This window comes from Microcoleus sp. B7-D4 (genome assembly GCF_036705125.1).
Taxonomy (GTDB): domain Bacteria; phylum Cyanobacteriota; class Cyanobacteriia; order Cyanobacteriales; family Microcoleaceae; genus Microcoleus.
In genome coordinates, this window is the sequence record NZ_JAUBTT010000039.1 from 23171 (window position 1) to 47135 (window position 23965).

General features: G+C 44.5%; 28 protein-coding genes. 19 read left to right on the forward strand and 9 right to left on the reverse strand.

Annotated elements, in window-relative coordinates; genetic code table 11:
• Positions 1 to 44 precede the first annotated feature (44 nt).
• Positions 45 to 980, forward strand: a complete 936-nt coding sequence (locus QUB12_RS16990; RefSeq protein ID WP_333142963.1) for an OmpA family protein — start codon at positions 45 to 47, stop codon at positions 978 to 980.
• 393 nt (positions 981 to 1373) lie between these two features.
• On the opposite strand, the gene QUB12_RS16995 is transcribed toward QUB12_RS16990, so the two are convergent.
• A complete protein-coding gene (locus QUB12_RS16995) occupies positions 1374 to 2483 on the reverse strand; it encodes an AI-2E family transporter (protein WP_333142962.1) in 1110 nt (369 codons plus the stop codon).
• A 96-nt stretch (positions 2484 to 2579) separates the two neighbouring features.
• Here QUB12_RS16995 and QUB12_RS17000 point away from each other — a divergent pair, with 96 nt between their 5' ends.
• From QUB12_RS17000 to QUB12_RS17010, 3 genes are read left to right on the forward strand one after another with little or no spacing between them, the layout of a single operon-like run.
• A complete protein-coding gene (locus tag QUB12_RS17000) occupies positions 2580 to 2969 on the forward strand; it encodes a type II toxin-antitoxin system RelE/ParE family toxin (protein ID WP_333142961.1) in 390 nt (129 codons plus the stop codon).
• Positions 2962 to 3291, forward strand: a complete 330-nt coding sequence (locus tag QUB12_RS17005) for a helix-turn-helix transcriptional regulator (RefSeq protein ID WP_333142960.1) — start codon at positions 2962 to 2964, stop codon at positions 3289 to 3291. Before QUB12_RS17000 ends, QUB12_RS17005 begins: the two co-directional genes overlap by 8 nt.
• A gap of 33 nt (positions 3292 to 3324) precedes the next feature.
• Positions 3325 to 4281, forward strand: coding sequence for an alpha/beta fold hydrolase (locus QUB12_RS17010; protein ID WP_333307770.1), 957 nt, complete (start codon positions 3325 to 3327; stop codon positions 4279 to 4281).
• 40 nt (positions 4282 to 4321) lie between these two features.
• Here the strand turns inward: QUB12_RS17010 and QUB12_RS17015 are convergent, their stop codons facing one another.
• Both QUB12_RS17015 and QUB12_RS17020 read right to left on the reverse strand, forming a co-directional pair.
• Complete coding sequence (locus QUB12_RS17015) at positions 4322 to 4504, reverse strand: plasmid stabilization protein (RefSeq protein WP_333307772.1); 183 nt, start codon at positions 4502 to 4504, stop codon at positions 4322 to 4324.
• A gap of 226 nt (positions 4505 to 4730) precedes the next feature.
• The gene (locus QUB12_RS17020) at positions 4731 to 4958 is read right to left on the reverse strand and encodes a hypothetical protein (RefSeq protein WP_333307774.1); all 228 of its coding nucleotides are present in this window, start codon (positions 4956 to 4958) and stop codon (positions 4731 to 4733) included.
• Between the two features lie 110 nt (positions 4959 to 5068).
• On the opposite strand from QUB12_RS17020, the gene QUB12_RS17025 reads away from it, so the two are divergent.
• Complete coding sequence (locus QUB12_RS17025; RefSeq protein ID WP_333142956.1) at positions 5069 to 5257, forward strand: DUF433 domain-containing protein; 189 nt, start codon at positions 5069 to 5071, stop codon at positions 5255 to 5257.
• A 50-nt stretch (positions 5258 to 5307) separates the two neighbouring features.
• Here QUB12_RS17025 and cysS read toward each other — a convergent pair whose 3' ends face one another.
• Both cysS and QUB12_RS17035 read right to left on the reverse strand, forming a co-directional pair.
• Complete coding sequence (gene cysS / locus QUB12_RS17030; RefSeq protein ID WP_333142955.1) at positions 5308 to 6852, reverse strand: cysteine--tRNA ligase; 1545 nt, start codon at positions 6850 to 6852, stop codon at positions 5308 to 5310.
• 71 nt (positions 6853 to 6923) lie between these two features.
• Positions 6924 to 7499: a Uma2 family endonuclease gene (locus QUB12_RS17035; protein WP_333142954.1), complete on the reverse strand. Its 576-nt coding sequence runs from the start codon at positions 7497 to 7499 to the stop codon at positions 6924 to 6926.
• A gap of 127 nt (positions 7500 to 7626) precedes the next feature.
• Between QUB12_RS17035 and QUB12_RS17040 the strand changes: the two genes are divergently transcribed.
• The 4 genes from QUB12_RS17040 (at position 7627) to QUB12_RS17055 (ending at position 12027) form a co-directional block, all read left to right on the forward strand.
• A complete protein-coding gene (locus QUB12_RS17040) occupies positions 7627 to 7917 on the forward strand; it encodes a type II toxin-antitoxin system Phd/YefM family antitoxin (RefSeq protein WP_333142953.1) in 291 nt (96 codons plus the stop codon).
• Entirely contained in the window at positions 7914 to 8252 is a 339-nt protein-coding gene (locus QUB12_RS17045; RefSeq protein ID WP_333142952.1) for a type II toxin-antitoxin system RelE/ParE family toxin, read from the forward strand. The genes QUB12_RS17040 and QUB12_RS17045 overlap by 4 nt, the downstream gene beginning before the upstream one ends.
• Positions 8252 to 8695 (forward strand): Imm30 family immunity protein, encoded by a 444-nt coding sequence (locus QUB12_RS17050; protein ID WP_333142951.1) that lies wholly within the window; start codon positions 8252 to 8254, stop codon positions 8693 to 8695. The genes QUB12_RS17045 and QUB12_RS17050 overlap by 1 nt, the downstream gene beginning before the upstream one ends.
• A 170-nt stretch (positions 8696 to 8865) precedes the next feature.
• Positions 8866 to 12027: a CHAT domain-containing tetratricopeptide repeat protein gene (locus QUB12_RS17055; protein WP_333142950.1), complete on the forward strand. Its 3162-nt coding sequence runs from the start codon at positions 8866 to 8868 to the stop codon at positions 12025 to 12027.
• Here the strand turns inward: QUB12_RS17055 and QUB12_RS17060 are convergent.
• Together QUB12_RS17060 and QUB12_RS17065 are read right to left on the reverse strand one after the other, a co-directional pair.
• Positions 12024 to 12392 carry a hypothetical protein gene (locus tag QUB12_RS17060; protein ID WP_333142949.1) on the reverse strand — a complete coding sequence of 123 codons (369 nt, stop codon included), beginning with the start codon at positions 12390 to 12392 and terminating at the stop codon, positions 12024 to 12026. The genes QUB12_RS17055 and QUB12_RS17060 overlap by 4 nt on opposite strands.
• A 142-nt stretch (positions 12393 to 12534) precedes the next feature.
• Positions 12535 to 12912 (reverse strand): hypothetical protein, encoded by a 378-nt coding sequence (locus QUB12_RS17065; RefSeq protein WP_333142948.1) that lies wholly within the window; start codon positions 12910 to 12912, stop codon positions 12535 to 12537.
• 29 nt (positions 12913 to 12941) lie between these two features.
• Here QUB12_RS17065 and QUB12_RS17070 point away from each other — a divergent pair, with 29 nt between their 5' ends.
• The gene (locus QUB12_RS17070; RefSeq protein WP_333142947.1) at positions 12942 to 14150 is read left to right on the forward strand and encodes an ISL3 family transposase; all 1209 of its coding nucleotides are present in this window, start codon (positions 12942 to 12944) and stop codon (positions 14148 to 14150) included.
• A gap of 20 nt (positions 14151 to 14170) precedes the next feature.
• Here QUB12_RS17070 and QUB12_RS17075 read toward each other — a convergent pair whose 3' ends face one another.
• On the reverse strand, positions 14171 to 14359 hold the full coding sequence (locus QUB12_RS17075) for a hypothetical protein (RefSeq protein WP_333142946.1): 189 nt from the start codon (positions 14357 to 14359) through the stop codon (positions 14171 to 14173).
• Positions 14349 to 14558, reverse strand: coding sequence for a ribbon-helix-helix domain-containing protein (locus QUB12_RS17080; protein ID WP_333142945.1), 210 nt, complete (start codon positions 14556 to 14558; stop codon positions 14349 to 14351). Before QUB12_RS17080 ends, QUB12_RS17075 begins: the two co-directional genes overlap by 11 nt.
• A 443-nt stretch (positions 14559 to 15001) precedes the next feature.
• On the opposite strand from QUB12_RS17080, the gene QUB12_RS17085 reads away from it, so the two are divergent.
• The 9 genes from QUB12_RS17085 (at position 15002) to QUB12_RS17125 (ending at position 23843) form a co-directional block, all read left to right on the forward strand.
• A complete protein-coding gene (locus QUB12_RS17085) occupies positions 15002 to 15271 on the forward strand; it encodes a hypothetical protein (RefSeq protein WP_333142943.1) in 270 nt (89 codons plus the stop codon).
• Between the two features lie 32 nt (positions 15272 to 15303).
• Positions 15304 to 16668, forward strand: coding sequence for a DUF4912 domain-containing protein (locus QUB12_RS17090; RefSeq protein ID WP_333142942.1), 1365 nt, complete (start codon positions 15304 to 15306; stop codon positions 16666 to 16668).
• A 165-nt stretch (positions 16669 to 16833) separates the two neighbouring features.
• Positions 16834 to 16956, forward strand: a complete 123-nt coding sequence (locus QUB12_RS17095; RefSeq protein ID WP_333142941.1) for a hypothetical protein — start codon at positions 16834 to 16836, stop codon at positions 16954 to 16956.
• A gap of 323 nt (positions 16957 to 17279) precedes the next feature.
• Entirely contained in the window at positions 17280 to 18596 is a 1317-nt protein-coding gene (locus QUB12_RS17100; RefSeq protein WP_333142940.1) for an ABC transporter substrate-binding protein, read from the forward strand.
• A 257-nt stretch (positions 18597 to 18853) separates the two neighbouring features.
• Positions 18854 to 19753 (forward strand): sugar ABC transporter permease, encoded by a 900-nt coding sequence (locus QUB12_RS17105; protein ID WP_333142981.1) that lies wholly within the window; start codon positions 18854 to 18856, stop codon positions 19751 to 19753.
• Positions 19754 to 19992: 239 nt separating this feature from the next.
• Positions 19993 to 20856, forward strand: a complete 864-nt coding sequence (locus QUB12_RS17110) for a carbohydrate ABC transporter permease (protein WP_333142939.1) — start codon at positions 19993 to 19995, stop codon at positions 20854 to 20856.
• A 211-nt stretch (positions 20857 to 21067) separates the two neighbouring features.
• Positions 21068 to 22150: an ABC transporter ATP-binding protein gene (locus QUB12_RS17115; protein WP_333142938.1), complete on the forward strand. Its 1083-nt coding sequence runs from the start codon at positions 21068 to 21070 to the stop codon at positions 22148 to 22150.
• A 333-nt stretch (positions 22151 to 22483) separates the two neighbouring features.
• Positions 22484 to 22834, forward strand: a complete 351-nt coding sequence (locus QUB12_RS17120) for a hypothetical protein (RefSeq protein WP_333300568.1) — start codon at positions 22484 to 22486, stop codon at positions 22832 to 22834.
• A gap of 571 nt (positions 22835 to 23405) precedes the next feature.
• The gene (locus QUB12_RS17125; protein ID WP_333142936.1) at positions 23406 to 23843 is read left to right on the forward strand and encodes a DUF3574 domain-containing protein; all 438 of its coding nucleotides are present in this window, start codon (positions 23406 to 23408) and stop codon (positions 23841 to 23843) included.
• The last annotated feature ends 122 nt before the right edge of the window (positions 23844 to 23965 follow it).

The window sequence follows — 23965 nt, forward strand, 5'->3', positions numbered from 1 at the left end:
TAGTATCGAAATTAATGTGGTCTGTACACCGAGAGGGATGAAATATGACGCGATCTTTTAACCAAAAACCTTCAATCCCCCCCACTCGCGTCTCCAAGTCGCGGGGAAAAGGTTTGCTTTTACTGTCGCTGATTTTTCGACTGCTGCTGCTGGGGGTGGGCAGCGGTTTTGCGTGGGTTTTGGGGATGGCGATCGCTCAAATTTATCCGTCAGGCGCGACGGAAATGCCGCTGGCAGAGAGATTGCTGCGTGGAACTCAAAATTTGACCTCCAGCCCGAAACGCGCCCCAGCAACGCCAATTCCGGCGCTTCCGCCACCAACCGCTACACCAAGTCCCCAGTCAACAGTCAGTCCTGCCCAGAGAGAGAAATTGCTGTCAGATTTGAGACAGTTGCAGGGCGAACTCAACGCGCTGATTGGCCGCACGGCGGCTTTGGAGAGTCAGTTGGGCAGCAGCCGGCCGACGGAAACTTTGGAAAAGCGTTTGCAGTTGATGTCGCGGGAATTGGCGGGGCCGGAAACGGCGACAAGTCCTGTTCCTGCTTTACCCGCGATCGGCAGCAGCCCCAGTCTGAACCCTGAAACGGTGAATACTGCCCCACAGAATGCCAATAATCCGGTGTTTGGGGGGGATGGGCTGATGGTGACTCTGCCCAGCGATGTTTTGTTTGATACTGGCAGCATTTCTTTGCGCGCGGGTACTAATGCGATTTTGGACAATTTGGTGGCGGAGTTGGGCAATCACGAGGGGGCAACTGTGCGGGTTGCGGGCCACACTGACGACGCGGGGGAAGCGGCGGATAATCGCAATGTGTCGTTTGCGCGGGCTCAGGCTGTGGTGCAGTATTTGTCGGGTGTACTCGGTCAGAAGTATCATTGGGTGGCGATCGGCTATGGGGAAAGTCGCCCTTCGGTAGACAATAGTTCGGATACTAATCGGCAGCGCAACCGCCGCATTGAAGTGGTAATTAATCCTTAGTTTTTAGTCATCAGTCATCAGTCATTAGTCGGCAGACTTGTAGATACTGTTGAAGTGTCAATGGTAGCGATCGAATAATTGGAGTCATATCACATCCGGTTGAACCGGAATGATTTAACCGCAGAGGACACAGAGGACGCAGAGGAAGAGAAGAGAGAGATGAATAATTCCTATGCCAACGGATTTGATATCAAACGGCTTCTGGGATGTTAAAATTGCTGTTGTGAATTTAAGATCAAACCTGGCAACTACGGAATTATACCCAAGTACGAGTGTCCCCGCGATCGGTCACGTAAGCGCTGAACTCCGAAAATTATTATTCCGATGCCAACAGAAACGATATAAATTGTATGTTTCAATTCCCTACTCCCCTTCTCCTTTTCTCCCCTGCTGTCACGCCGAAGGTGTAAGAGGTGGCAAGTCAGAATTATTTTTAGCCCGATCTATTGCCTCTCGATGTTCACTCCTAAGTTTCGGTTTTAAATACAAGTTCTCAATCAAAGCTGCTACTCCCGCAAACCAAGGCGGCACAATGACTGCTCCAATAATTCCTAATACTTGAACGCCTCCCAAGACAGACAGCAATTGATATAAAGGATGCACACCAACTGAGGAACCAACCAGCAAAGGATCGAGGACGTAAGTTTCCAAGTTCTGGATGATTACAAATAACAGTAATACCCACAAAAGTACCCAGCCACCTTTAGCTAATGCTACGATTAATGCTGGTACTGCTCCCAATACTGGGCCGATGAAGGGAATCAAGTTGGTAACACCTGCGATCGCACCCAAGCCTAAAGCAAATTCCGGCATTCCCAAAATGCTCAAACCAGTGGTAATAAATATCCCTAAAATACCCGAAACTAACACTCGCCCGCGAATATAGCTCCCCATTCTTTGACCAATTGGCGCCACTTGTGCGGCTAATCTTCCGTCCCAAGGTTTCGGGAAAAACTGCACCAAACTTTTAATTAATGTGTCGCTGTCCGCAACCATGTAACCTGAAATAAATAATGCTAAAACTAAGCTGAAGAAACCGCCGAGAATGCCTCTCGTTAAACTGTACGATCGCAAAACCAGTTGTTGACTCGATCGAATCAGCCAATTAGTCAGCGATTGAGTGTCCACCAGACCCACCAAGGTTGGGGCATCGTCGCTCAAGCGACTCAATACATTAGTTGCCACAGTTCGCAAACTTTCGACATAAACTGGTAACTGCCGCAGCAGTAACTCTATTTGTTCGATGACTGTGGGCCCGATTAACACTACCGTCCCACTAAATCCGCCGATGAGAGTTAAATAAACCATAATCACCGCCAGCCAGCGGGGAACCCGCATCGTTTGGGCCCAATTCACGATCGGGACGATCGAAGCAGCCAGCACAACTGATATCATCAGAATTACTAGCAGGCTCCGCAATTGCCACAGCAGCACTAGCAGCAAGGACGATGCTACAATTAGCAGCAAGTTAGGTAAAGAAATGGTAATCCGCTGTTCTGACATGATTATTCTGACAAAATTGAGTAATGATATTGTTGTCGATCGTGTCACTCTCTATTTTATGATAAACGATATGATATAAATAATATAATTAAGATTATGAAGTCGCTCTTAAAACCCGTTGAATGGATCGGCAGTTCCCGTGACGACTTGCGCGACTTTCCTGAAGATGTTCAGCAAATTATGGGTTTTGCTTTGTACCGCGCTCAACTGGGTAAAAAGCATCCTGATGCTAAACCGCTTAAAGGATTTAAAGGTGCTGGCGTTCTAGAAATTGTTGAGAATTTTGATGGCGACACTTACCGAGCGATATATACCGTAAAATTTGAAGGAATAGTCTATGTTCTTCATTCTTTTCAAAAAAAATCAAAGCAGGGAATTGCTACCCCCAAGCAAGATATAGATTTGATTGACTCTCGACTTAAGCGTGCCAAAGAACACTACAAAAAATATTTAGAACAGCAAGAATTGGAGGAACAAAATGACTGAAGAAATAAAAGTGCATTCCAGTAGTGGAAATGTTTTTGCTGATTTAGGGCTACCCAATCCAGAGGAATTACTGATTAAGGCAGAACTAGCTCATCAGATTAGTGAATTAATTTCGGAACGCCAACTAACCCAGAACCAAGCAGCAAAGCTATTAGGAATCGATCAACCTACACTCTCAGCATTGATGCGCGGTAAATTATTAGATTTCTCTACGGAACGCCTATTTCGTTTTCTCAACGCACTCGGCAGCAACGTAGAGATTAGGATTGCCCACTCGCCACCAAATGTTCAAGCTAAAACTCACATTGTCGTAGCATCATAAGTAAACAAACAAGTAAAAAATTAAAAGATTAATATGCAATCACCACCTTCAAATAAAGATTTGTCAACCCTTTCGTCTATAAAATCACCAACGCTGTTTTACGAATGGCAAAATTACCGTTGTGCTTATGAAGTTTATAACCCAACTACTGCGACAGAAGATAGCATCCCTTTGTTATTAATTCATCCGATAGGAGTTGGTTTGTCAAGAATCTTTTGGCATAGATTTTGTGAGAGTTGGTACAAAGCAGGGAACAGTAATCCGATTTATAATCCCGACCTTTTGGGCTGCGGCGATTGCGAAATGCCTGCTGTGGCTTGCTATCCAGACGATTGGGCGGCACAGTTGCAGTATTTCTTGGAAACTGTAGTGAAAAAACCTGCGATCGTCCTCGTACAAGGTGCTTTACTGTCTGTAGGCTTGGCTTTAGCAAAAATGCAGCAGGAAAGCGGCTCAAATTTAATTCGCGGCTTAGTCCTCGCAGGGCCTCCCGCTTGGGCTGTCATGAACAAACATTCGACAGAAAGACAGCAAAGGATTGTCTGGAATTTGTTAAATTCTCCCTTGGGAAATGCTTTTTACCGCTACGCCAGACGCGGTGAGTTTTTGCGTTCTTTTTCTGTGAAACAACTGTTTGGCGATGCGGCAAAAGTTGACAGCGAATGGTTGGATGCTTTGCAGGCTGGGGCGGCAAATCCTGACAGCCGTCACGCGGTTTTCTCGTTTTTAGCGGGGTTTTGGCGCCAGGATTATAGCGGTACGATTCAAAAGTTCGATCGACCTGCACTCATTGTCATGGGAGAAAAAGCCTCAAGCATCAGTCAAGCAGGTAAGGAAGAGAAACCCGATGAAAGATTAGCGCAATATTTGGCTAAATTTCCCAATGCGGAAGGTTTATTAATGCCGGGGCGCAATGTTTTGCCCTACGAATCAACCGCAGAATTTGTCGCGGCTGTTGCGGATTTTGTGAATAAGTTAAATACAAATTAATTTTTTTTATGAAGTTGTCGTCTAATAATAACTGACACAGTTAATAGACCTCATCATGTGTCCCGATGTCGAGTAAAACAATGACTTCACTATTTGTTTCCGTATCCTCTTCAATCGAGAAAACGATACGGCAATCATAGCCGCAAGAGCAGGACTGAAGACCGTCGAGTTTGCCGCCTAGTTTGTGAGTATTTAGGTTTGGAAAAAATACATCTGCTTCCATTTGTTGAAGAGATTCTTCAATACGTTGCTGGATCTCAGGATTTCGTTTGACTCACATCTTGCACCATTCTCAAGAACAGGCAAGATGCCTGTTCCACAAAGAGTAGATTTTCTTGTGGAACAGGCATCTTGCCTGTTCCTAAAAAGCTTATTGATAATGGTGCAACATCTCAGTTCGACAAACTTGCGAAATGCTCGTTTGAATTTGGGAGTCAGAACCAGTTGTCTCATGCTTCCGGCTCGTCCAAAGACTGGCGTAATGTTGCAATAACATCCTCGGCTGACTGGTGTCGAAATTTGCCTGTACGGAAATCAGCTAAGGTTTGTTGAGCATCAGCAGCTATTTCCGCGCGGACACTCTCGCGGTGACGGTTTTGCAGGATTTTTATCAGCATTTCCTGCTGTTCGTAGGACAGTTGTAAAGCAGTTTCTAGCACTTGGTCGAGGGTATTCATAGAGTTAGGCTATTAGCTCTAAGGTTGAACAAATTGCGAAGTTGAGTAAATTGTATCGCTTATTCTAAGACTAGGCTACACTAAAAAAATGTACTAAACTCGGTTTTGTCATGAGCGACAACATCATTACAATTGAAGCAGGTAAACGCAGTGGAAAGCCTTGCATCAGGCGAATGCGAATTACCGTTTATGATGTGTTGGGTTGGCTGGCTGCGGGAATGTCTCATGCACAGATTATGGACGACTTTCCAGAGTTGACGGAGGAAGACATTAGAGCGTGTTTAGAATTCGGCGGTTGAAACCGCTTCTTGTCAAACAAAGTCTGCCTCCGCAGACTATGAATTTAGTTTCAACTCCGGTGCCAGATGGTTGTACCATCCTTTTGATCGATCAGAGTAATGCCCCGATCCTTAAGTTCGTTGCGAATGCGATCGCCCTCAGCGAAATTCTTAGCTTTCCGGGCATCTTTCCGTTGCTGAATCATCGCCTCAATCTCCCCATCACTCAAACCATCAACAGCATCATTGCTATCACTTTCCGGCTGAACTTCTAAACCCAAAACCCCCGCCAAACTCACCAATGTCAGCCATTTTTGCTGCAACAAATCCGGCGAAGTTTCTGTTTTTCCATGATGCACTAAAATATTGCCTTCTTTGGCCAATTCCTTAGCCAATTCAAACAAAATCGTCACAGCGCCGGGAGTATTGAAATCATTGTCCATCGCTGATTGGAATTCCTGCACAGCTTTGCTATCCTGTCCAGTTTTCTCAACGTCCCAATTCAGTTGAGAACCGTAGCGCAGCCCAAACAGCAAACCTTCATTGATGGTATTCCAGCCATTTCTAGCGCTAGCGATCGCCTCTTCGGTAAAATCAATTTGACTGCGGTACTGCGCCATCAACACAAACAGCCTCACCGCCATCGGTTCCACCGCTTTTGACTTCTGACTCCCCCCCTGCGTAGGGGCGGTGCCCCCGTGCCCGCCCTGGGCTGCGGGGGGGTTAGATTCCAAATCGCCCGACCAATTCCCATCCAACAAATCGCGAATTGTAATAAAATTGTGCAAAGATTTCGACATCTTTTTGCCATTGACAGTCACAAAAGCATTGTGCATCCAATAATTAGCAAGTGACTTGCCAGTCGCGGCTTCAGATTGAGCAATTTCGTTTTCATGGTGCGGAAAAGTTAAATCGGAACCGCCGCAGTGAATGTCAATTGTTTCGCCCAAGCAATCGCGCACCATCGCCGAACATTCGATGTGCCATCCGGGGCGACCTTTTCCCCAAGATGAATCCCAAGCAGGTTCTCCGGGTTTAGCGCTTTTCCACAGGGCAAAATCAGATGAATCTTGCTTTTTTTGAGCTTCTATTTCTGCGGTTTCCAATCTACCGCTAGCCCCGGCTTGCATTTCTTCCAACTTGCGGCCGGAAAGTTTTCCGTAATCGGCAAACTGCCTCACCTTGTAGTAAACGTCGCCACCGGAAGCATAGGCATAACCTTTATTTTCTAATTCGTGAATCAGCCGTTTAATGCCGTCGATTGTATGGGTGGCGCGGGGATATTCATCGGCCCTGAGAATATTCAGCTTGTCCATATCTACGAAATATTCATCGATGAAGCGTTGCGCCACGGCTTCCATTGTGGAATTTGTTTCGCGGGCGCGGTTGAGAATTTTGTCGTCAATATCTGTAAAATTCTGCACGTAGCGCACATCGTATCCTCGCCACATCAGATAGCGGCGCACCATGTCCCAAACAATGTAAGCGCGGGCGTGGCCGACGTGGCAGTAATCGTACACCGTAACGCCGCAGCAATACATCCGCACCTTTCCTGGTTCGAGGGGTTCAAAAGGTGATTCGCGACGGGTCAAGCTGTTGTAAAGCGTTAGGGGCATGGGATTTGAGATTTGGGATTGAGGTACTGCTCTAATTTATTATATTGCGGTTGGTGAATCTTTCGCTGTCGCTACCAAACATCTGTTAAATCTAAGACAAATCCCGGCAATACATCTTCCCCGGACAAAGTTGTGGGATTATCTAATATTTCCACATCCCGATTTTGTCTGTATATTTCGACTTTCTGATTTTTGCGATCGATTAACCACCCCAAACGAGCTCCATTCGCGATGTATTCCCGCATTTTTTCTCGCAATGGTTCCATGTTGTCCGATTTAGAGCGCAATTCTACAACAAAGTCTGGACAAAGGGGAGCGAAACCTTCTTGTTCTTTGGGTGTGAGAGTTTGCCACCGTTCTAATTTAACCCAGGAAGCATCAGGGGAGCGATCGGCACCATTGGGCAGTTGAAAACCGCTAGAAGAGTTAAATGCTACTCCCAGCTTGGTTTGGCGATTCCACAGCCAGAGTTGTCCTTCAATATCTAGGTTTCGATTGCCTGTCTCGCTTCCTGTGGGGGGCATAACAATTAATTCTCCTGTAGCTGTTCTCTCTAGTCTTAACTCACGGTTGACGGCAGCAATTTGCTGGAACTGTTCGTGAGTTACTTTGAAGGTTTGGGGAATGGTAATGGTGTTGTTGAACATATTGTGCGGCCTCGCGATGGCTATTATCTATTCTATCGTGTCACAGTCTTTTTTACTTTCAAAATTAGATTGACAAACTCCGAAGGTATAGTTTAACATTAAATTAGATGCTAATTTAATGTTATTTATGATAAACCTTTCAAAAGACATACATTCTCTCACGGATTTTAAACGCAATACCACTGAGTTTGTGCAGCGGATCAAGCAAACCAAACATCCTGTGGTTCTAACTGTCAACGGGAAAGCTGAGTTAGTTGTTCAGGATGCTGAATCCTATCAGAAGCTTTTAGATGCGTTTGAGTTATTGGAAACTTTAAAGGGAATTAAACTGGGGTTGGAACAAAGCTCGCGAGGCGAAGGGAAAAAAGCCGAAGATTTCTTTAATCAACTGCTTGATAAGTTAGACAGTTCCCCATGAATCAGAAATATCAAGTCATTATCCAACCCGCAGCGCAAAAAGCCATTGAGGAAGCCTATTTTTGGTTAAGTAATCATTCTTCTCTGAAGGCTAGAACTTGGTTAGAAGGATTGTATAAAGCTACTTTATCGCTAGAAAATATGCCTTCTCGTTGTTCATTAGCATTTGAGAATAGTTTTTTTGACGAAGAAATCAGACAACTGGTTTACGGCAAGGGACGAAATGCCTATCGGATTCTGTTTACGATTGTTGATGATAGCGTTCAGATTATTTTTGTGCGACACGCTGCTCAAAAACCGATAATAGGTGAATCAGACGAGGAAGGTAATAGTTGATGAAAAAAAAAATCTGGATTAGTATTTTAGAAGCGAAGAAATTGATGCGCTCGGCTGATGAAGTTATAGCTTTTGAAAATGCTTTAGCCTCACTTGCCGAGCGTCCTCAAGATAAAGATTTGCCAGATTTACATCTGATTTTAGACGATCGCTGCGAACAGCCAGAAGTCATGTTTGGTTTGATTCATTTTCTAGAATCTTTTGATGTGTCAGCACAGATTCAAGCGTTTGTTACAGTTGTACCGCAATTAATGCTCGTTGCTTCGGAATGGACTAGAATCCTCCACAGCCGCATTTTAAATGATGATGAGGCTTGTCGTTTGTATCGAGATATTTTGCATTTATTGAACTCCCAACAACCTAGTTTTGCTCGTCAATTGCTCGAAGAAAGCGCTAGTTACCATTTAAACAAGCGGGCGGCAAAATTAGAGTTAGCTAGGTAAGATCGATTATTATACAGGATTTCTGAGAAACCCGACTTTTGCCAGAATTCGGGTTTTTGGATGCGTAGTAGCAGCAACTAAGGCCCCCTGTAGGGAATATTATTTTGCATCCCGAAAAAGTGCAAATCCTGATGTAGAAAATAACATCACTACTCCGAATATCGCCCACAATGGATGAAAGCCACCGTCAAGCCTATCTGCATCTGATCTATTTGTTATTAAATTGTCCGACTGAAGATGAAGCAACAGAGATTTTGAATGCTAACTCAGAGTTGGTTGATGATGGGTTAGTGCAAATGATGCTACAAGTTGCTGACTATCTGGCACAGCAGGGGGATGAGAATAACGCTACTTGGTTGCGAAATTGGGCTTCTCATTTGGGTGAGATGATTGCCAACTCTTCAGCGGCAACATCCCTAGAGGTGTATTTTGATTTCTTGATGGAGGTATTGCAGGCAACTCAAGATAGCAAGGGAAACCAGCAGGTGGTGTACCAACTGCTGCAAGATAACCTAGATAAATTGGATGATGACTTTGCCTCTGCATTGCGAGATTGGACAACAGCGAAACTGTCAGAGGTGAAATCAGAAGAAGCACAATACATTGCGGCGATTATTGGTACTTTTAGCAACTGGATTTATGAGTTCCCTCTGGGGAGTGTAGCTAACAATTTGGAGATTGCGATCGCAGGTCATGAAGTTGTGGCTATTGTCTTTACTCGCGAAGCCTCTCCTCAAGGTTGGGCAGCAACTCAAAATAATCTGGCTAATGCCTACTCAGACCGAATCAAAGGAGACAGGGCAGAGAATTTAGAAGTGGCAATTAGCTATTATCAATTCACACTTGAGGTTCACACCCGCGAAGCCCTTCCCGAAGATTGGGCAATGACTCAACATAATCTTGGCAATGCCTACTCATACAGAATCAAAGAAAACAGGGCAGAGAATTTAGAAGTCGCAATTGGCTATTATCAAGCTGCACTTGAGGTTCACACCTGCGATGGCTTTCCCCAATATTGGGCAATGACTCAAAATAATCTTGGCTATGCCTACTATGAGAGAATTAAAGGAGACAAGTCTGAGAATTTAGAAGTTGCAATTAATCATTGCCAAGCTGCACTTTCTGTTTACGCAGGCGAAGCTTTTACTCAAAGTTGGGCAGCGACTCAAAATAATCTTGCTAATGCCTACTATGAGAGAATTAAAGGAGACAAGTCTGAGAATTTAGAACTCGCAATTGGCTATTATCAAGCCGCACTTTCGGTTTACAATTGTGAGGCTTTTCCCAACAAATGGGCATTGATTCAACATAATCTGGCTAATGCCTACCGTGATAGAATCATAGGAGACAAGGCAGAGAATTTAGAAGCCACAATTGGCTATTGCCAAGCAGCACTTTCTGTTTACAACCGCGATGCTTTTCCTCAAAATTGGGCATTGACTCACAACAACCTGGGTATTGCCTACTTATACAGAATTACAGGAGATAAGGCAGGAAACTTAGAAGTGGCTATTGGCTATTGCCAAGCCGTACTATCAGTTTTCAATCGCGAAGTATTTCCCCTAGATTGGGCAATGACTCAACATAATCTGGCTGCTGCTTACTTTAACAGAATCACAGGAGACAAGGCAGAAAATTTAGAAGTGGCAATTCGCTATTACCAAGCAGCACTTGAAGTTTACACCCGTGATGCTTTGCCCCAAGATTATACCGAAACCTTATTTAACCTTGGACTTGCCTACCAACAAATAAACCAGCAGCCTCTTGCCTATGATGCCTTTGCCACTGCTATTGAAACAGTGGAATTTCTGCGTAGCGAGATAGTCTCTGGAGATGAATCTAAGCAAAAACTAGCTGAGGAATGGAACAAAAGCTATCAATCTCTGGTGGAAGTGTGCCTAGAGATGGGCAATTACACCGCAGCGATTGAATATGCCGAACGCAGCAAAAATCGTAACCTAGTTGAACAAATCCTCACCCGTGATTTACATAACATTTTCCCCCCAGAAGCTGTCACAGAACTAGAACAACTTCGAGACGAAATTGCTACTAATCAGAACAAAATCCAGACTGGTAAAACCGATAACCCAGAAACTATAGCGCTACATCTTGTGCAGTTACGACAGCAGCGCAACGACTTACAAAACCGCTATCTACCCATCGGTTCTGGCTTCAACTTTGACCACTTTCAGGCAACTTTAGATGACCACACTGCAATTATCGAGTGGTATATCACTCGTGAAAGCTTCCATACATTTATCTTTACCCACCACAGCCCGCAACCCTTCGTTTTGTCTGCCACCATCGATGACCGAAATGCTTTGGTATATTGGGCTAATGCTTATATAGATGATTACTACGAGCAAAAAGACAACTGGATGACTCAGCTAACTCCGCGACTCAAGGAATTAGCAAAGATATTGCACTTGGATGAGATTCTTTCCCATCTTCCCAAAGATTGTCAGCAGCTAATCCTCATCCCCCATCTGGCCTTACATCTTTTCCCCCTTCATGCTTTACCAGTCGGTGAATTGTGCCTCCTCGATATTTTCCCCAAAGGTGTCAGCTATGCACCGAGTTGTCAGCTATTACTACAAGCACAAAAACGACAACGCCCCGACTTTACCCACCTATTTGCTGTTCAAAATCCTACTAAAGACCGTCCCTATGTTGATTTTGGAGTTGAAGCTATCCGTCCTTATTTTCAGCCGAATGACTATGTTCTCCCTGGAGACAAAGCAATAAAAGCTAGCCTCATTCAATCAGAACAACTACGCTCTGCCCACTGCTTCCACTTCTTCGGTCATGCTACATTTAACTTTGAAAAATCAGCTCTAATTTTGGCGGATGGACACCTGACGCTGGGAGAAATCTTTGCTCTAGACTTAAATCAATGTCGCCTGGTTATCCTCTCAGCTTGTGAAACTGGCATGACAGATTTTAACAGCATCAGCGATGAGTATATCGGTTTACCAAGTGGTTTTCTGTTTGCAGGTAGTCCTAGCGTCGTCAGTACCCTTTGGGAGGTTGATCAACTGTCTGCTGCTTTTCTGATGATTGAGTTTTATGAAAACCTGAGAAAATATAAACAGTTAGAAGAGGGAGATATTGCGATCGCCCTCAACCTAGCACAGAAACGGCTACGGGATTTAACTGTGGACGAATTTAAAAAAAGCCTGATTAAATACAAGCCTCTAATTGATGAAATCCTTAGTAAACTGCCAAAAGTAGAGCGTAGGAAAGCTGAGGCCTCAATAACATATCGCCTATCTCAAGCATATCCCTTTGCTCACCCTTCCGATTGGGCAGCCTTTACAGCTACAGGAATCTAAGCTTCAGACTCTGACGACTCGCAAAACTTATTAACACCTATTTTAGTCACGTTGATAGCAACTAAGGTTGCTAAATTAGCAGGAAACGGCATAAAATCTCTCAAATCCTTGAATAATTCTAGTAAATCACCTGTGTATTTGCTACAGATAACTTTTCGTGCTTTCTCGGTTAACTTGTCTAAATAACTTTGGTCTGACTCTGCCAGAGTGGATTTTGTGTATCCCGACTCAATTGCTAACACTTCTGCTGCATCTTCTAAACTGTTATCACAAGCTTCAACTTCGTCAAGTGCAGCTAATGCCTCTGGATCGCTCGCCAATTCAGAGCGATATTGTGCAATTTGTTCTGATGTAAGTATGGTCATTTGAGGCTGACTCCGTAAAATGTGATTAATGCTTTTTACCTTCACTCCTCCACCAGCTACTGCCGGAAGTTTTCCAGTTTGTCATATTCCCAAAGACAAATATATCTATTCTCAAGCGATCGCTAATTTTTAAATCGAGCGGTTATGCTGGAACGATCGCCTCTTGAAGATGGATAATATTTCCCTCGGAATTTAAGATATAAAACCATTCCCTCGGAATGATAGTTTGATTCAGTATTCTGAGATGATGGCTCAACTCTTCAATAGAGAATGTTTCTACATAAGTGACAGTTTTTGTATCGCAGGGTTTGAGGCGATCGTTTTCTCCAATGTAGCGACCCTCACCAACATAGCCTAAACTTGACAAAAGTTCTTCTACTTCGGGTTCAATGATGGGCATACTTAAGTCGTCATCTGGGTAATCGACAAAAATAGCAATTTTACCTGTTGCCGGAACTTCTAGTTCTGGAGAAGTCCAACCCTGTTTATAGTCCCAAACAATTGTATCTTTAGTCTTCATCTTCGCCTCCTGGGAAAATACACTGCCAAATGGGCTCTCCTGACTTTATGGTGTATAATGTAACAAACAATACATTTATTCTCATGGACTTTTATTTGGATTATATATTAGACTTGCCTGGAGTGAAGGTTGAAAGTTGTACTCAAATTGATGGAAAAATTTTATTAGGACTGAGAATTGTAGGAGAAAGTATGGTTTGTCATCACTGTCAAAATTATACCGAACAATTGCATCAGAATCGACCAATCTTAGTAAGAGATTTGCCAGTGTTTGGTCGTCCTGTGTATTTAAAAGTCCCGCGACGGCAGTTTTACTGTCCTAATTGCCAACGATATCCCACAGAAAAAGTAGATTTTTTGGACATTAAAAGACGGCATACTCAACGATACGAACAAAATATTTATGAGCGTGTCAAACAATCGAGCATGGAGCAAATTGGACGAGAAGAAGGACTGAGTTATGACGAAATAAAAGGAATATTTGAGCAGACAAATAAGCAGAAAAAAAAACCGAATTGGGAACAGGTTAAACGAATTTGTCTCGACGAAATAAGTATGCGGAAAGGTCAAGGAAATTTTGTGACTGTTGTTGGGGACATTTCCGAAGGTAATTTAATTGAGATGATTGATTCTCATCGCTGTGAAGAAATCATTGAAGTCCTTATGCAACAAGCAATTGAGGTTCGAGAGCAAGTTGAGGAAGTGAGTGTTGATATGTGGGGAGGGTTTCCTAAAGTTATCAAAAAAGTATTTCCCAACGCCAAAATTATTATCGATCGTTTTCATGTGATGAAAGTAGTTAATAAAGATTTGAATAAATTACGCAGAGCAGCCGGAATAACAGATAGGAAAAGTAAATATTTATTGTTAAGTAATCGAATAAACTTGAATCCTCTTCAGATTGATAAATTAGAGATGGCACTAGGTAAATCAGAATGCTTGAGAATTGCGTATGAGATGAAAGAAAAATTTAGAAAAATATATGAGACTAATTTGACCGTCAAAGAAGGGCAGGCAAAAATTAAAGAATGGCTAAATCATGCACAAGTATTTTTTAGAGAATCTGCATCAACGAGTGAAAATCATTTTGAGGGTATTTGCAACTACTTTCTTAATCGCACAACAAGTGGAGTTATGGAGGGAATCAACAATCGAATTAAGTTGATAATGCGCCAAGGATATGGCTTTTCTAATTTTAATAATTTCAGGAATCGCGTATTAGCTTGCTTCTCTGATTAGATAAAATTATAACCACAAGTTCAGGAGAGCCGCCAAATGTTTTTCTGAAAGTGTTGAACGGCGAGTAACTTCCGTCCTTTTGCTTCTTCTAAGCAACGTTCAACTGCTTTTTTTCTGGTTCCTGCTACAACGGATTCGGTTTGAGGACTCCCCATACGCTGGATTTCATCTTCAGGATCTTCGAGATAGCCCCGTGGGTTAGTTGTCATTGTCCAAACCTTCCTGCTGCTGTTGACGGGAGCAAAGTGCTTGATCGATCAGCTTGGCGACTATCCAAGAAACCGATCGCTCTTCTGAGGCTGCCCACGCCTCTAAAGCGACTTTCTTTTCTTTGGGGATGTATACCGCTATCAACTCCCGCTTGCGTTTTCCACCCACGAGTTCTTTTTCTTTTAATTCTATAGACATTGTATCTTCTATCTTGGATTTTACTTTGCTACTATATGCTATAGTAGCATATAGTATGAGCGCGCCAACAAAAATTTAATCCCTTGGTGACAGGAAGTGATGGAGAGAAAAGCATCGGGAGAATAGTTGGCTGGAAGTGCGATCGAATTCCTAAAGATATAGATATTGCATACGGATCGCCCCCACCCTCCAAACCCATCAAAAGCCCCCTATCCCATTGGTCATCAAATCCTGACATTCGCTTCAACACCGATCCCCCAAACCTCCCGAATGTCAAGATTCCCTGACAAAGTGATCCCCAAAATCACGAAAATGCGTATAAGTACCCAGAATTGAGGGAAAAGACCCCTTGACCCGATCGCAACTTGTCTGCAACATTAAGTCATGACAAAGCGATCCCAAAGAAATGCTTCGATTAAGCAGCACTGGGAGTCGAATAGCGCGTGTGCTGCCAGCACAGCGTTGCTAGCAGCACCGATCGCACTCACAAAATCGATCTTGTCAATCAAGAATCGACAGAAAAGTTTTATTTAGATCGGACGGTGCGCGCAGAAGCCAAGAAGTCACAACCCTCGATCGCATTGGGGAAAAGACAAGCTAAAAACAATCAAGGCTTCAAAGGTTGGAGAGATTTGGAAGCTCGATCATATTTGCATTTAAAAGAGTTTCTAACTCAAAAAGTCAACACATTTGTGTTGAAACGAAAAATCTAACCCGCCATCCTAAATTAGTGGAGAACAAACTCATGGCAAAAGAACGCCCACCATTAGAAGAGATGACTTTGCGACAACTCCGCAGAGTTGCTAGCGAATGTGGAGTCTCTCGCTACAGCCGGATGCGGAAATCGCAACTTCTGGCATCAATTCAAGAAATTCAGCGCACCAAATTTTCATACAGTCCATCTCGCAAACTAGAGGCACAAGAAGCAGTGGAAGCAGCAAAGTTTGAACTCGGTCAAGAAGATAGAACCGGCGGTTCTTTGTCATCTGTAGATGAAGGTTTAGCAGATTTGCCCAACGGCTACGGCGAAAGCCGGGTGGTTTTAATGCCCCGCGACCCAGAATGGGCCTACACTTACTGGGACATTCCCAACGATCGCAAAGAAGAATTGCGTCGCCAAGGAGGACAGCAACTCGCCCTGCGGATCTACGACGTTACAGATGTTAACCTCGACATTCAAAGCCCGCACAGCATTCAAGAATATCCCTGCGACGAATTGGCGCGGGAATGGTACGTGCCAATCCCCGTGAGCGATCGGGACTACGCGATCGACATCGGCTACCGCTGTGCAGATGGCCGCTGGCTGGTATTAGCTCGATCGGCCGAAGTCCGGGTTCCTCCCGTCTATCCCAGCGACTGGATTGAAGATCAATTCATCACCCTCGACTGGGAAGAAGAATTGCAGGGCAAAACCTTCGCGGAACTGGTTCCTCCGGCCAAGAAACTCGCAAAAGCAGTCAATGGCGGTGGTTACAGCACCAGCAACGCCATCTACGAACAAATCTTCGGCATGGCAGAATCTGCAGAAGCCCTGCGCGTAGCGGGTTCTGTCTTCGGTTCCATGCAGCACGTAGCCGGTTCCGTCCAGCAAGTCGGCATCCACGAACAAGCTCTCAGTTCCTACGTGTTCCCCTCCGGCGTCGGAATGTGGGCGGCTCCCACCATGTCCGGCCTCACCGCGTCGGGTGTCGGTATGTCCGGCCTCACCGCGTCGGGTGTCGGTATGTCCGGCCTCACCGCGTCGGGTGTCGGTATGTCCGGTCTCACCATGTCAGGTTTCGGTATGTCCGGTGTCGGTATGTCGGGAGTTGGCTTCGCCGCCCCGATGCGCCCCCGCCAGTTCTGGTTAGTTGCTGATGCCGAACTGATCGTCTACGGCGCCACCGAACCCGACGCTACCGTCTACGTAGGCGGACAGCCGATTAAACTCAATGCTGACGGCACTTTCCGCTTCCAGATGTCTTTCCAAGACGGCTTAATCGACTATCCGATTTTTGCAGTAGCAGCAGACGGCGAACAAAACCGCGCCATCCACTTGAAATTCAACCGCGAAACCCCAGAACGGCGCACCAATACCAAGCAGGATGCTGTTGTGGAATGGTTGGGCTAATCGCTCGCGGTCGATCGATCAATGGGTGATAATGCAGGTTTGTGCCAATTTTTTAACCATCACAAGGCATAGCCTCAGCCGACCCTGATTTGTTAAGGTTAATCCCAGACAACAACCCATAACACCCCCTATACACCGTTCTCCTGTTTTGAGGAGCGGTGTTTTTTGTATTTAGAAGGAAGAAGTTCGGCAACGGATTGTGTAACGGATGTAACGGATGTAACGGATGTAAAGGATAGAAGGAAGAAGGAAGAAGGAAGAAGGAAGAAGGAAGAATTATTTATTTAAATGTTCTCAATAGACTTGAATTGCATAAATCTTTGATAGAAGGATTAACCGCAGATTACAGGCAGATAAACACAGATAAACGCAGATAATCTCAAGATAGTTGATGATTTTTGTAATAGGTTTAATATCTATCTGTAGATAGATGTTGATTTAACTCGCCATCTAATCAGTTTAATCAAAATTTGCATTCTTCACTCAAGGATTATTAAGTAAGCTAAAGTTTACTTAAACTTTTATTGCACAAACTCGGTAAATCCAGCGAAACAAAAGAAAGCGAGTTATGAGAGAAAGAAGGCGATCGCACCGCCATTTCTCAAAAACAAATGCAAAAAATAAATTCCCCGCAGCAACGAAGCCAGAAGCGTCCCCGTCTTTTAGCCTTATTCGCTGTCACATTAGCGACAGTCTTACTTTTATTTATTCTGCCGGCACTGACTCAACAGCCAGTCGTGATTACCATGTTAATGCAAGGTCAAGACCTTGTTAACTGGAAACCCTTTGTCAAAGAATTTGAACAGAAAAACCCCGACATTCGCATCAACCTCATAGAAGGGCCTTTTGACAGCAACCTCATAGAAAATCTTTACACATCTGCCTTTCTTTTAGGCGAATCGCCCTACGACATCATCAACATGGATATTGTCTGGGTTCCCAAATTTGCAGCCGCAGGTTGGGTAAGCGATTTGACAGACAGAATTCCCCCCGAACAACTATCAAAATTCATCCAAGGTAACGTCGAAGGCGGGCGCTATCGGGGCAAACTTTACCGAATTCCCCACGCTTCCGATGCCGGAATGCTTTATTACCGCAAAGACATTTTAGAACAAGCGGGGATTCCAGCCCCGAAAACTTTTGAAGAGATGGTAAAAATCTCTCAAAACTTGCAAAAACAGGGAAAAGCAACTTGGGGTTATCTGTGGCAAGGTAAACAATACGAGGGAGTATCTGCGATGTTTGTTGAAGTGCTCTCCGGTTTCGGCGGCTTTTGGGCTAACCCGCAAACTTTTGAAGTTGGCTTAGATAAACCAGAAGCAATTAAAGCAGTGGAATTTCTCAAAAATACGATCGCCTCTGGCATTTCTCCTCCGGGTGTCACCACCTACGGCGAAGAAGAAACCCGGCTGTTGTTTCAAAATGGCAAAGCGCTGTTTTTGCGAAACTGGCCCTATGTTTGGAAGCTGGCAAATGCCGAAGGATCGAATGTTAGAGGCAAAATTGCGATCGAGCCAATGCTCAGCAGTATCGGCCAAACAGGCGGTTCCTGCTTGGGCGGCTGGGGCTGGGGAATTGCCAAAACCTCAAAACATCCAGAACAAGCGTGGAAAGCAATTAAATACCTTACCAGCGAGGAAACCCAGCGCAAATTTATTATACAAACCGGTTTAGTTCCCAGTTACAAATCCCTATTTACCAACAAAGAAATAGTCGCCAAATATCCCCACTACCCGCAACTGCTAAAAGTAGTGGAACGATCAGCTTTGCGCCCGCCCCTGGCACAATACGCTCAAGCTTCTGATATTTTGCAGCGTTATTTGAGTTCAGCTTTTACCGGGAGAATGAGTGCAGAACAAGCAATGAAAGCTGCCGCTAGCGAAACTCGCAATTTATTAGGCAGTTTAAAACAACCCAAAGCTTCGTAAATTTGACATCTTGCCTCTGTCAGAAACAGGCAAGATGCCTGTTCCACAAAGAGTTAGAAACAGGCAAGATGCCTGTTCCACAAAGAGTTAGGAACAGGCAAGATGCCTGTTCCACAAAGAGTTAGAAACAGGCAAGATGCCTGTTCCACAAAGAGTTAGGAACAGGTAAGATGCCTGTTCCACAAAAAAATAATTCAATTGTGAGGAGTAGGGGGTGGGCTTCTAGCCCGCCCCAAAATAAATTAAAGGTGAGAAATATGCAATTAGACAAGATGCGACAGCGCGAACAAAAAACCGGGTGGATATTAGTAGCACCAGCTTTGATAATTCTGATGCTAGTATTTGCTTACCCAATATTGCGCGCTTTTTGGCTGAGTTTATTCACCCAAAACCTCGGTACAGAATTAAAACTGGTTTTTTCCGGTTTTGCTAACTACAGTCGAATGTTAGGTGACGGGCGTTTCTGGCAAACTTTAGGCAACACCACAGTATTTACTGTCGCCTCTGTTGTGCTGGAATTAATTCTCGGTATGGGAATTGCCTTAGTCTTAAATCAATCCTTCGCAGGGCGCGGCATTGTTCGCACAATCTCCCTGCTACCTTGGGCGCTGCCGACTGCATTGATGGGAGTAGCTTGGGCGTGGATTTTTAACGATCAATACGGCGTAATTAACGATGTTTTGATGCGTTTGGGATTGATTCAAAATAGCATTAGCTGGCTGGGAGATCCGACTTTGGCAATGATGGCAGTGATTACAGCGGATGTGTGGAAAACTACGCCCTTTGTCAGCTTGCTTTTGCTAGCGGGATTGCAATCGATTCCCGGTGATTTATACGAAGCACACGCGATTGACGGCGCTAGTAGCTGGCAGAGTTTCCGTCAAGTTACTGTGCCCCTGTTGATGCCCCAAATTGTGATTGCTATGCTGTTTCGATTTGCCCAAGCTTTCGGCATTTTTGACTTGATTCAGGTGATGACGGGAGGGGGGCCGGCGGGGGCAACTGAGACGGTTTCTATCTACATTTACAGCACGGTAATGAGGTATTTAGACTTTGGGTATGGGGCTGCTTTGGTGGTGTGTACTTTTTTGCTGTTAGTGGCAGCAGTTGCGATCGCCGCTTACCTGTTATCGAGAGCCCGCGCCAGTCAATTTTAGATTTGGGATTTTAGATTTTAGATTGGTACTGGTTAAGTTAGTTTGCGATCGCACACAGAGCCCAGAAACCGGGTTTCTTCGTAAATTTCTCGTGACTGTTCACAAAACTCATAGAAACCCGGTTTCTCGCCGCACAATCCTATTTCTTGAAACTCTTGTGGGGTGTCCAGGAAAGCCCGCCCAGAAAGTTAAATCTAAATGCAGAACAACTTAGCACGTTCCTTTAATTGGTATAAATTATGTCGATCGCCCGCGAACAACCCACCAAAAAAACCTTTGACATCCGGCAATTAATCTTGGCAATCTCAGCGATATTAATCGTCGCATATTTTCTCGCACCCATTATCTGGCAAGTGCTAACTTCATTCAAAGTAAATGCAGATATTTCAGCGATTCCCAACGTCTACATTCCCAAACGAATTACTTTCGAGCATTACCTGTCGCTGTTCCAGCGTCGCCCGTTTGCACTTTACATATTAAATAGCGCTTTTGTTTCCATTACTTCAACATTGCTGTGTTTAGCAGTAGGCGCTCCCGCAGCTTACGCTTTAGCCCGGTTGCGGCTGTGGAGCGAGAGAATCATCCTGGCAAGTGTGACGATTGTAACCCTATTTCCGGCGGTGCTGCTATTTTTGGGACTGCTGGAAATTGTCAAAGCTTTGGATTTAGGCAATAATTATTTAGCATTAATTATTCCTTACACAGCGATCAATCTGCCGCTGACAATTTTGGTGATGCGGAGTTTCTTTCAACAGTTGCCAAAAGATTTGGAAGATGCGGCTAAAGTTGACGGATACAACACTTTTCAAATGCTGTGGCAAATCGTGCTACCGATGACATTTCCAGCTTTAGTCACAACGGGAATTTTGACATTTATTTCAGCTTGGAACGAGTTTATATTTGCACTAACATTTATGACTCGCGAATCTCTAAAAACAATCCCCGTTGCCACGGCTCAACTCAGCGGGGTGTCAGTATTTGAGATTCCTTACGGGCCGATCGCCGCAGCTACCGTTTTGGGAACTTTGCCCTTGGTTTTGCTGGTTTTGGTGTTCCAGCGGCGCATTGTTCAGGGTTTAACAGCCGGGGCGGTAAAAGGATAGTTTAGAACTCGTTCCTAGGCTCTGCCTGGGAACCGATATCTAGAGGCTCTGCCTCGCTTTTTAAACAGGAAAATTGGAGGCAGAGCCTCCGGATATGCGTGACCAAGCAGAGCCTGGTAACGAGTAAACAATCAACAGTCAACAATCAACAGTCAACAGTCAACAGTCAACAATCAACAGTCAACAGTCAACAGTCAACACTTTAAAAATCATGGCAAAATTGCAACTCAAAAACCTCAATAAAACCTACAGCCCTAAAGTTGTTCCCGTGAAAGACATTAGTTTGGATGTCAGCGAAGGGGAATTTCTGACTTTGTTGGGGCCGTCAGGGTGTGGCAAATCTACGACGCTGCGCTTAATTGCAGGGTTGGAACAGCCGACTAGAGGCGAGATTAGAATTGGCGATCGCGATGTCACTTATCTCAGACCGGGCGATCGCGATATTGCAATGGTTTTTCAAAGTTACGCGCTGTATCCGCACATGACAGTATACGAGAATATGGCATCGAGCCTCAAACTTCGCAAAATCTCCTCCAGCGAAATCAATCGGTTAGTGACAGAAGTTGCAACATCCCTCGGATTGACAGAATTAATCGATCGCAAACCAGGAAAACTATCAGGCGGACAGCGGCAGCGAGTCGCCCTTGGCCGCGCATTAGTGCGCCAACCGGAAGTATTTTTGCTCGACGAACCTTTGAGCAATCTCGACGCATTATTACGAGAAAAAGTTAGGGCTGAACTCAAACAATTGTTTTCCTCTCAAAAAGCTCCTGTAGTTTACGTCACTCACGACCAAACCGAAGCAATGACGCTTTCTACAAAAGTCGCAGTTCTCAACAGCGGCAGCGTCCAGCAGCTAGATCCGCCACACTTAATTTATACTCGTCCGGCAAATCAGTTTGTAGCCGGTTTTGTGGGCAGCCCGCAAATGAATTTGCTAGTGCTTAAATGCCAGGGCAATTTTGCTGTGTTGGGGGATTTTCGAGTTCCACTCCCAAATATACCTACTGTGCCGCCAGAAATTGTGTTGGGAATTCGCCCGGAACACGTCGGCTTTGCAGATGTAGAGGCCGGCAATATGTCGGCCCCAGAGGCAATTAAAGGTGAGGTTTTTTTAGTGGAAAACTTGGGGATGCAAAATTTAGTTAGCGTCCGAGTTAAAGGTGTGGAGTCAGTAACGGTGCGGGCTTTGCTGCCAAATGACCGCCACTGGAATTCTGAAATTGTAGAGCTGGTTTTTCCGCCTCAGTTGCTGCACTGGTTTGACGTGAAAACGGGCGATCGCTTGCAATAAGAATTTGCGCTGCAGAGCATGATTGATTAAAAATTCTCTAACCCTGTGCTGAAAAATATTGTTTTTACTTCTAACTAAGTTATGACTTTAGTTAGAGGTAGAACTCTTTGGCTGCTGTTAACGTGATAATCATGTGTGAAAAAACTAATTGGCTGACACATAGGTGGCGTGTTTACCAGATTTAATCGCTAACCTATAACTCTATTTATCTGGTTAATAGCAAGTTGAAGCTAAATTGGCTTCCCCTCGCGTTAGCTGCTGATTTTGGAGCCAGTCTATTAGATGAAAAAATGTTCAAAAATATCACCAATAAACTTAGGGAGTATGACCCAGATGAATTTGATTTCCACAGCCATTGCTCGCATCAGTTCCCTGCTTAAGGGCTTTCAAATCAAGAGTTTTTTGAGTGTTGTCCTAGTCGGTTTTCTGCTGCTAACAACAAATGTTGATTCCGGAAGCAGTAACAAAGGTTTTGGCGCGCAAGCCAGCTCAAAGGCTGATCTAAACAATCCTGAAAGACCCCAAACAACACGGGAATGGAGGCAAGAAGCTCGCGAAACCTCAGACTCTCCGGGCGAACGAGTTCAGAAGATTGGGCAAGAGGCAGGAGCAGCCGTGAAAGAAATGGGGGAGATGTACCAAGACACTGCTAAGAGAAGTGTCCGCGAATTAAAGGATAACTAGCTCCACCTAAAAAAATATAACACTGAGAAACCTGATTGCTTTAAGGGCGCAGCCAAGAGTTCTCGCCCTTCCGGGTTTCTGAACACCTGAAAAGTTTGACGTTTAAAATAGGTTGAGCTAGTTAAGCTGCTGTGCATCTAATTTGACAGTCAATTTTTCTACAATTATTGTGGGACGGGCATCCTGCCCGTCTCTGTATTCAATTTAGATGCGTAGCAGCTTAATACGACAGACGCAATCAAGTAGGCGATCATAAATAAACTAGAACAGACGCTCAAAAACCCAGTTTCTCAGGTGAAACTGGGTTTTTGAGTTGGAAGTCTTTTATGTTAAATTAAATCAAATTTGCGTTAAAAACCCGTTGATCAGACTCGGTGGTTAAAACTGAGATATTGCAGTAAGCTGAAGTGCATTTAAATTGTAGAGTCAAATTTAAGAAAAGTCTTGTGGGGTGGGCGTCTCGCCCGCCCAAAAAATACAATTTAGATGCCCAACAGCTTATTCTCTATCAGCATTTCAAGGGCACGCTAGAAACAACGGCCCACAATATAGAAGTTCCGCGTAATTCCTGATGAATAAACATCTTAACAGTCTTTGCTTGACCGGCCTGCTGTTCATCCTGCCTGTTTGTCCGGCCACAATTGCCCACGCTCAAATTCCCGAAACTTCGGATACTAATGCCAAGCAAACAAATCTCCTCAAAGATGAACTGTATTTTGGCTTAACAAAACCTGGAGGCGAGACCATTTCTGAATCCGAATGGCAGGAGTTTGTCAAGGCGGTTATTACCCCTCGCTTTCGGGAAGGGCTAACCGTATTAGAGGGCTCCGGGCAGTTTCTCAACAGTTCTGGAATTCTGATTAGAGAAAACTCTAAAATAGTTATTTTAATTTATGAAAGTAGTCCGGCCAAGAATCAAGCTATTCATGAAATTATCGAAATTTACAAGCGCACTTTCCAGCAAGAGTCAGTGCTGCGGGCAACCAGCGAAGTTAAGGTTTCTTTCTGATCCGGTCATCGAATCAGCGTATTTATGATATTATTTGTGGTAATCAAGGTCATACCCTCAAAGATAAGTAGGGTGCGGGTGCAAGCAAAATCATAATTTTTGGGTATCGATCGCACACTGCA

Bases quoted from the DNA above. Each gene is read 5' to 3' on its own strand.
- QUB12_RS16990 (WP_333142963.1), top strand. From the start codon at position 45: ATGACGCGATCTTTTAACCAAAAACCTTCAATCCCCCCCACTCGCGTC.
- QUB12_RS16995 (WP_333142962.1), bottom strand. From the start codon at position 2,483: ATGTCAGAACAGCGGATTACCATTTCTTTACCTAACTTGCTGCTAATT.
- QUB12_RS17000 (WP_333142961.1), top strand. From the start codon at position 2,580: ATGAAGTCGCTCTTAAAACCCGTTGAATGGATCGGCAGTTCCCGTGAC.
- QUB12_RS17005 (WP_333142960.1), top strand. From the start codon at position 2,962: ATGACTGAAGAAATAAAAGTGCATTCCAGTAGTGGAAATGTTTTTGCT.
- QUB12_RS17010 (WP_333307770.1), top strand. From the start codon at position 3,325: ATGCAATCACCACCTTCAAATAAAGATTTGTCAACCCTTTCGTCTATA.
- QUB12_RS17015 (WP_333307772.1), bottom strand. From the start codon at position 4,504: ATGGAAGCAGATGTATTTTTTCCAAACCTAAATACTCACAAACTAGGC.
- QUB12_RS17020 (WP_333307774.1), bottom strand. From the start codon at position 4,958: ATGAATACCCTCGACCAAGTGCTAGAAACTGCTTTACAACTGTCCTAC.
- QUB12_RS17025 (WP_333142956.1), top strand. From the start codon at position 5,069: ATGAGCGACAACATCATTACAATTGAAGCAGGTAAACGCAGTGGAAAG.
- cysS (WP_333142955.1), bottom strand. From the start codon at position 6,852: ATGCCCCTAACGCTTTACAACAGCTTGACCCGTCGCGAATCACCTTTT.
- QUB12_RS17035 (WP_333142954.1), bottom strand. From the start codon at position 7,499: ATGTTCAACAACACCATTACCATTCCCCAAACCTTCAAAGTAACTCAC.
- QUB12_RS17040 (WP_333142953.1), top strand. From the start codon at position 7,627: ATGATAAACCTTTCAAAAGACATACATTCTCTCACGGATTTTAAACGC.
- QUB12_RS17045 (WP_333142952.1), top strand. From the start codon at position 7,914: ATGAATCAGAAATATCAAGTCATTATCCAACCCGCAGCGCAAAAAGCC.
- QUB12_RS17050 (WP_333142951.1), top strand. From the start codon at position 8,252: ATGAAAAAAAAAATCTGGATTAGTATTTTAGAAGCGAAGAAATTGATG.
- QUB12_RS17055 (WP_333142950.1), top strand. From the start codon at position 8,866: ATGGATGAAAGCCACCGTCAAGCCTATCTGCATCTGATCTATTTGTTA.
- QUB12_RS17060 (WP_333142949.1), bottom strand. From the start codon at position 12,392: ATGACCATACTTACATCAGAACAAATTGCACAATATCGCTCTGAATTG.
- QUB12_RS17065 (WP_333142948.1), bottom strand. From the start codon at position 12,912: ATGAAGACTAAAGATACAATTGTTTGGGACTATAAACAGGGTTGGACT.
- QUB12_RS17070 (WP_333142947.1), top strand. From the start codon at position 12,942: ATGGGCTCTCCTGACTTTATGGTGTATAATGTAACAAACAATACATTT.
- QUB12_RS17075 (WP_333142946.1), bottom strand. From the start codon at position 14,359: ATGACAACTAACCCACGGGGCTATCTCGAAGATCCTGAAGATGAAATC.
- QUB12_RS17080 (WP_333142945.1), bottom strand. From the start codon at position 14,558: ATGTCTATAGAATTAAAAGAAAAAGAACTCGTGGGTGGAAAACGCAAG.
- QUB12_RS17090 (WP_333142942.1), top strand. From the start codon at position 15,304: ATGGCAAAAGAACGCCCACCATTAGAAGAGATGACTTTGCGACAACTC.
- QUB12_RS17100 (WP_333142940.1), top strand. From the start codon at position 17,280: ATGCAAAAAATAAATTCCCCGCAGCAACGAAGCCAGAAGCGTCCCCGT.
- QUB12_RS17105 (WP_333142981.1), top strand. From the start codon at position 18,854: ATGCAATTAGACAAGATGCGACAGCGCGAACAAAAAACCGGGTGGATA.
- QUB12_RS17110 (WP_333142939.1), top strand. From the start codon at position 19,993: ATGTCGATCGCCCGCGAACAACCCACCAAAAAAACCTTTGACATCCGG.
- QUB12_RS17115 (WP_333142938.1), top strand. From the start codon at position 21,068: ATGGCAAAATTGCAACTCAAAAACCTCAATAAAACCTACAGCCCTAAA.
- QUB12_RS17120 (WP_333300568.1), top strand. From the start codon at position 22,484: ATGAATTTGATTTCCACAGCCATTGCTCGCATCAGTTCCCTGCTTAAG.
- QUB12_RS17125 (WP_333142936.1), top strand. From the start codon at position 23,406: ATGAATAAACATCTTAACAGTCTTTGCTTGACCGGCCTGCTGTTCATC.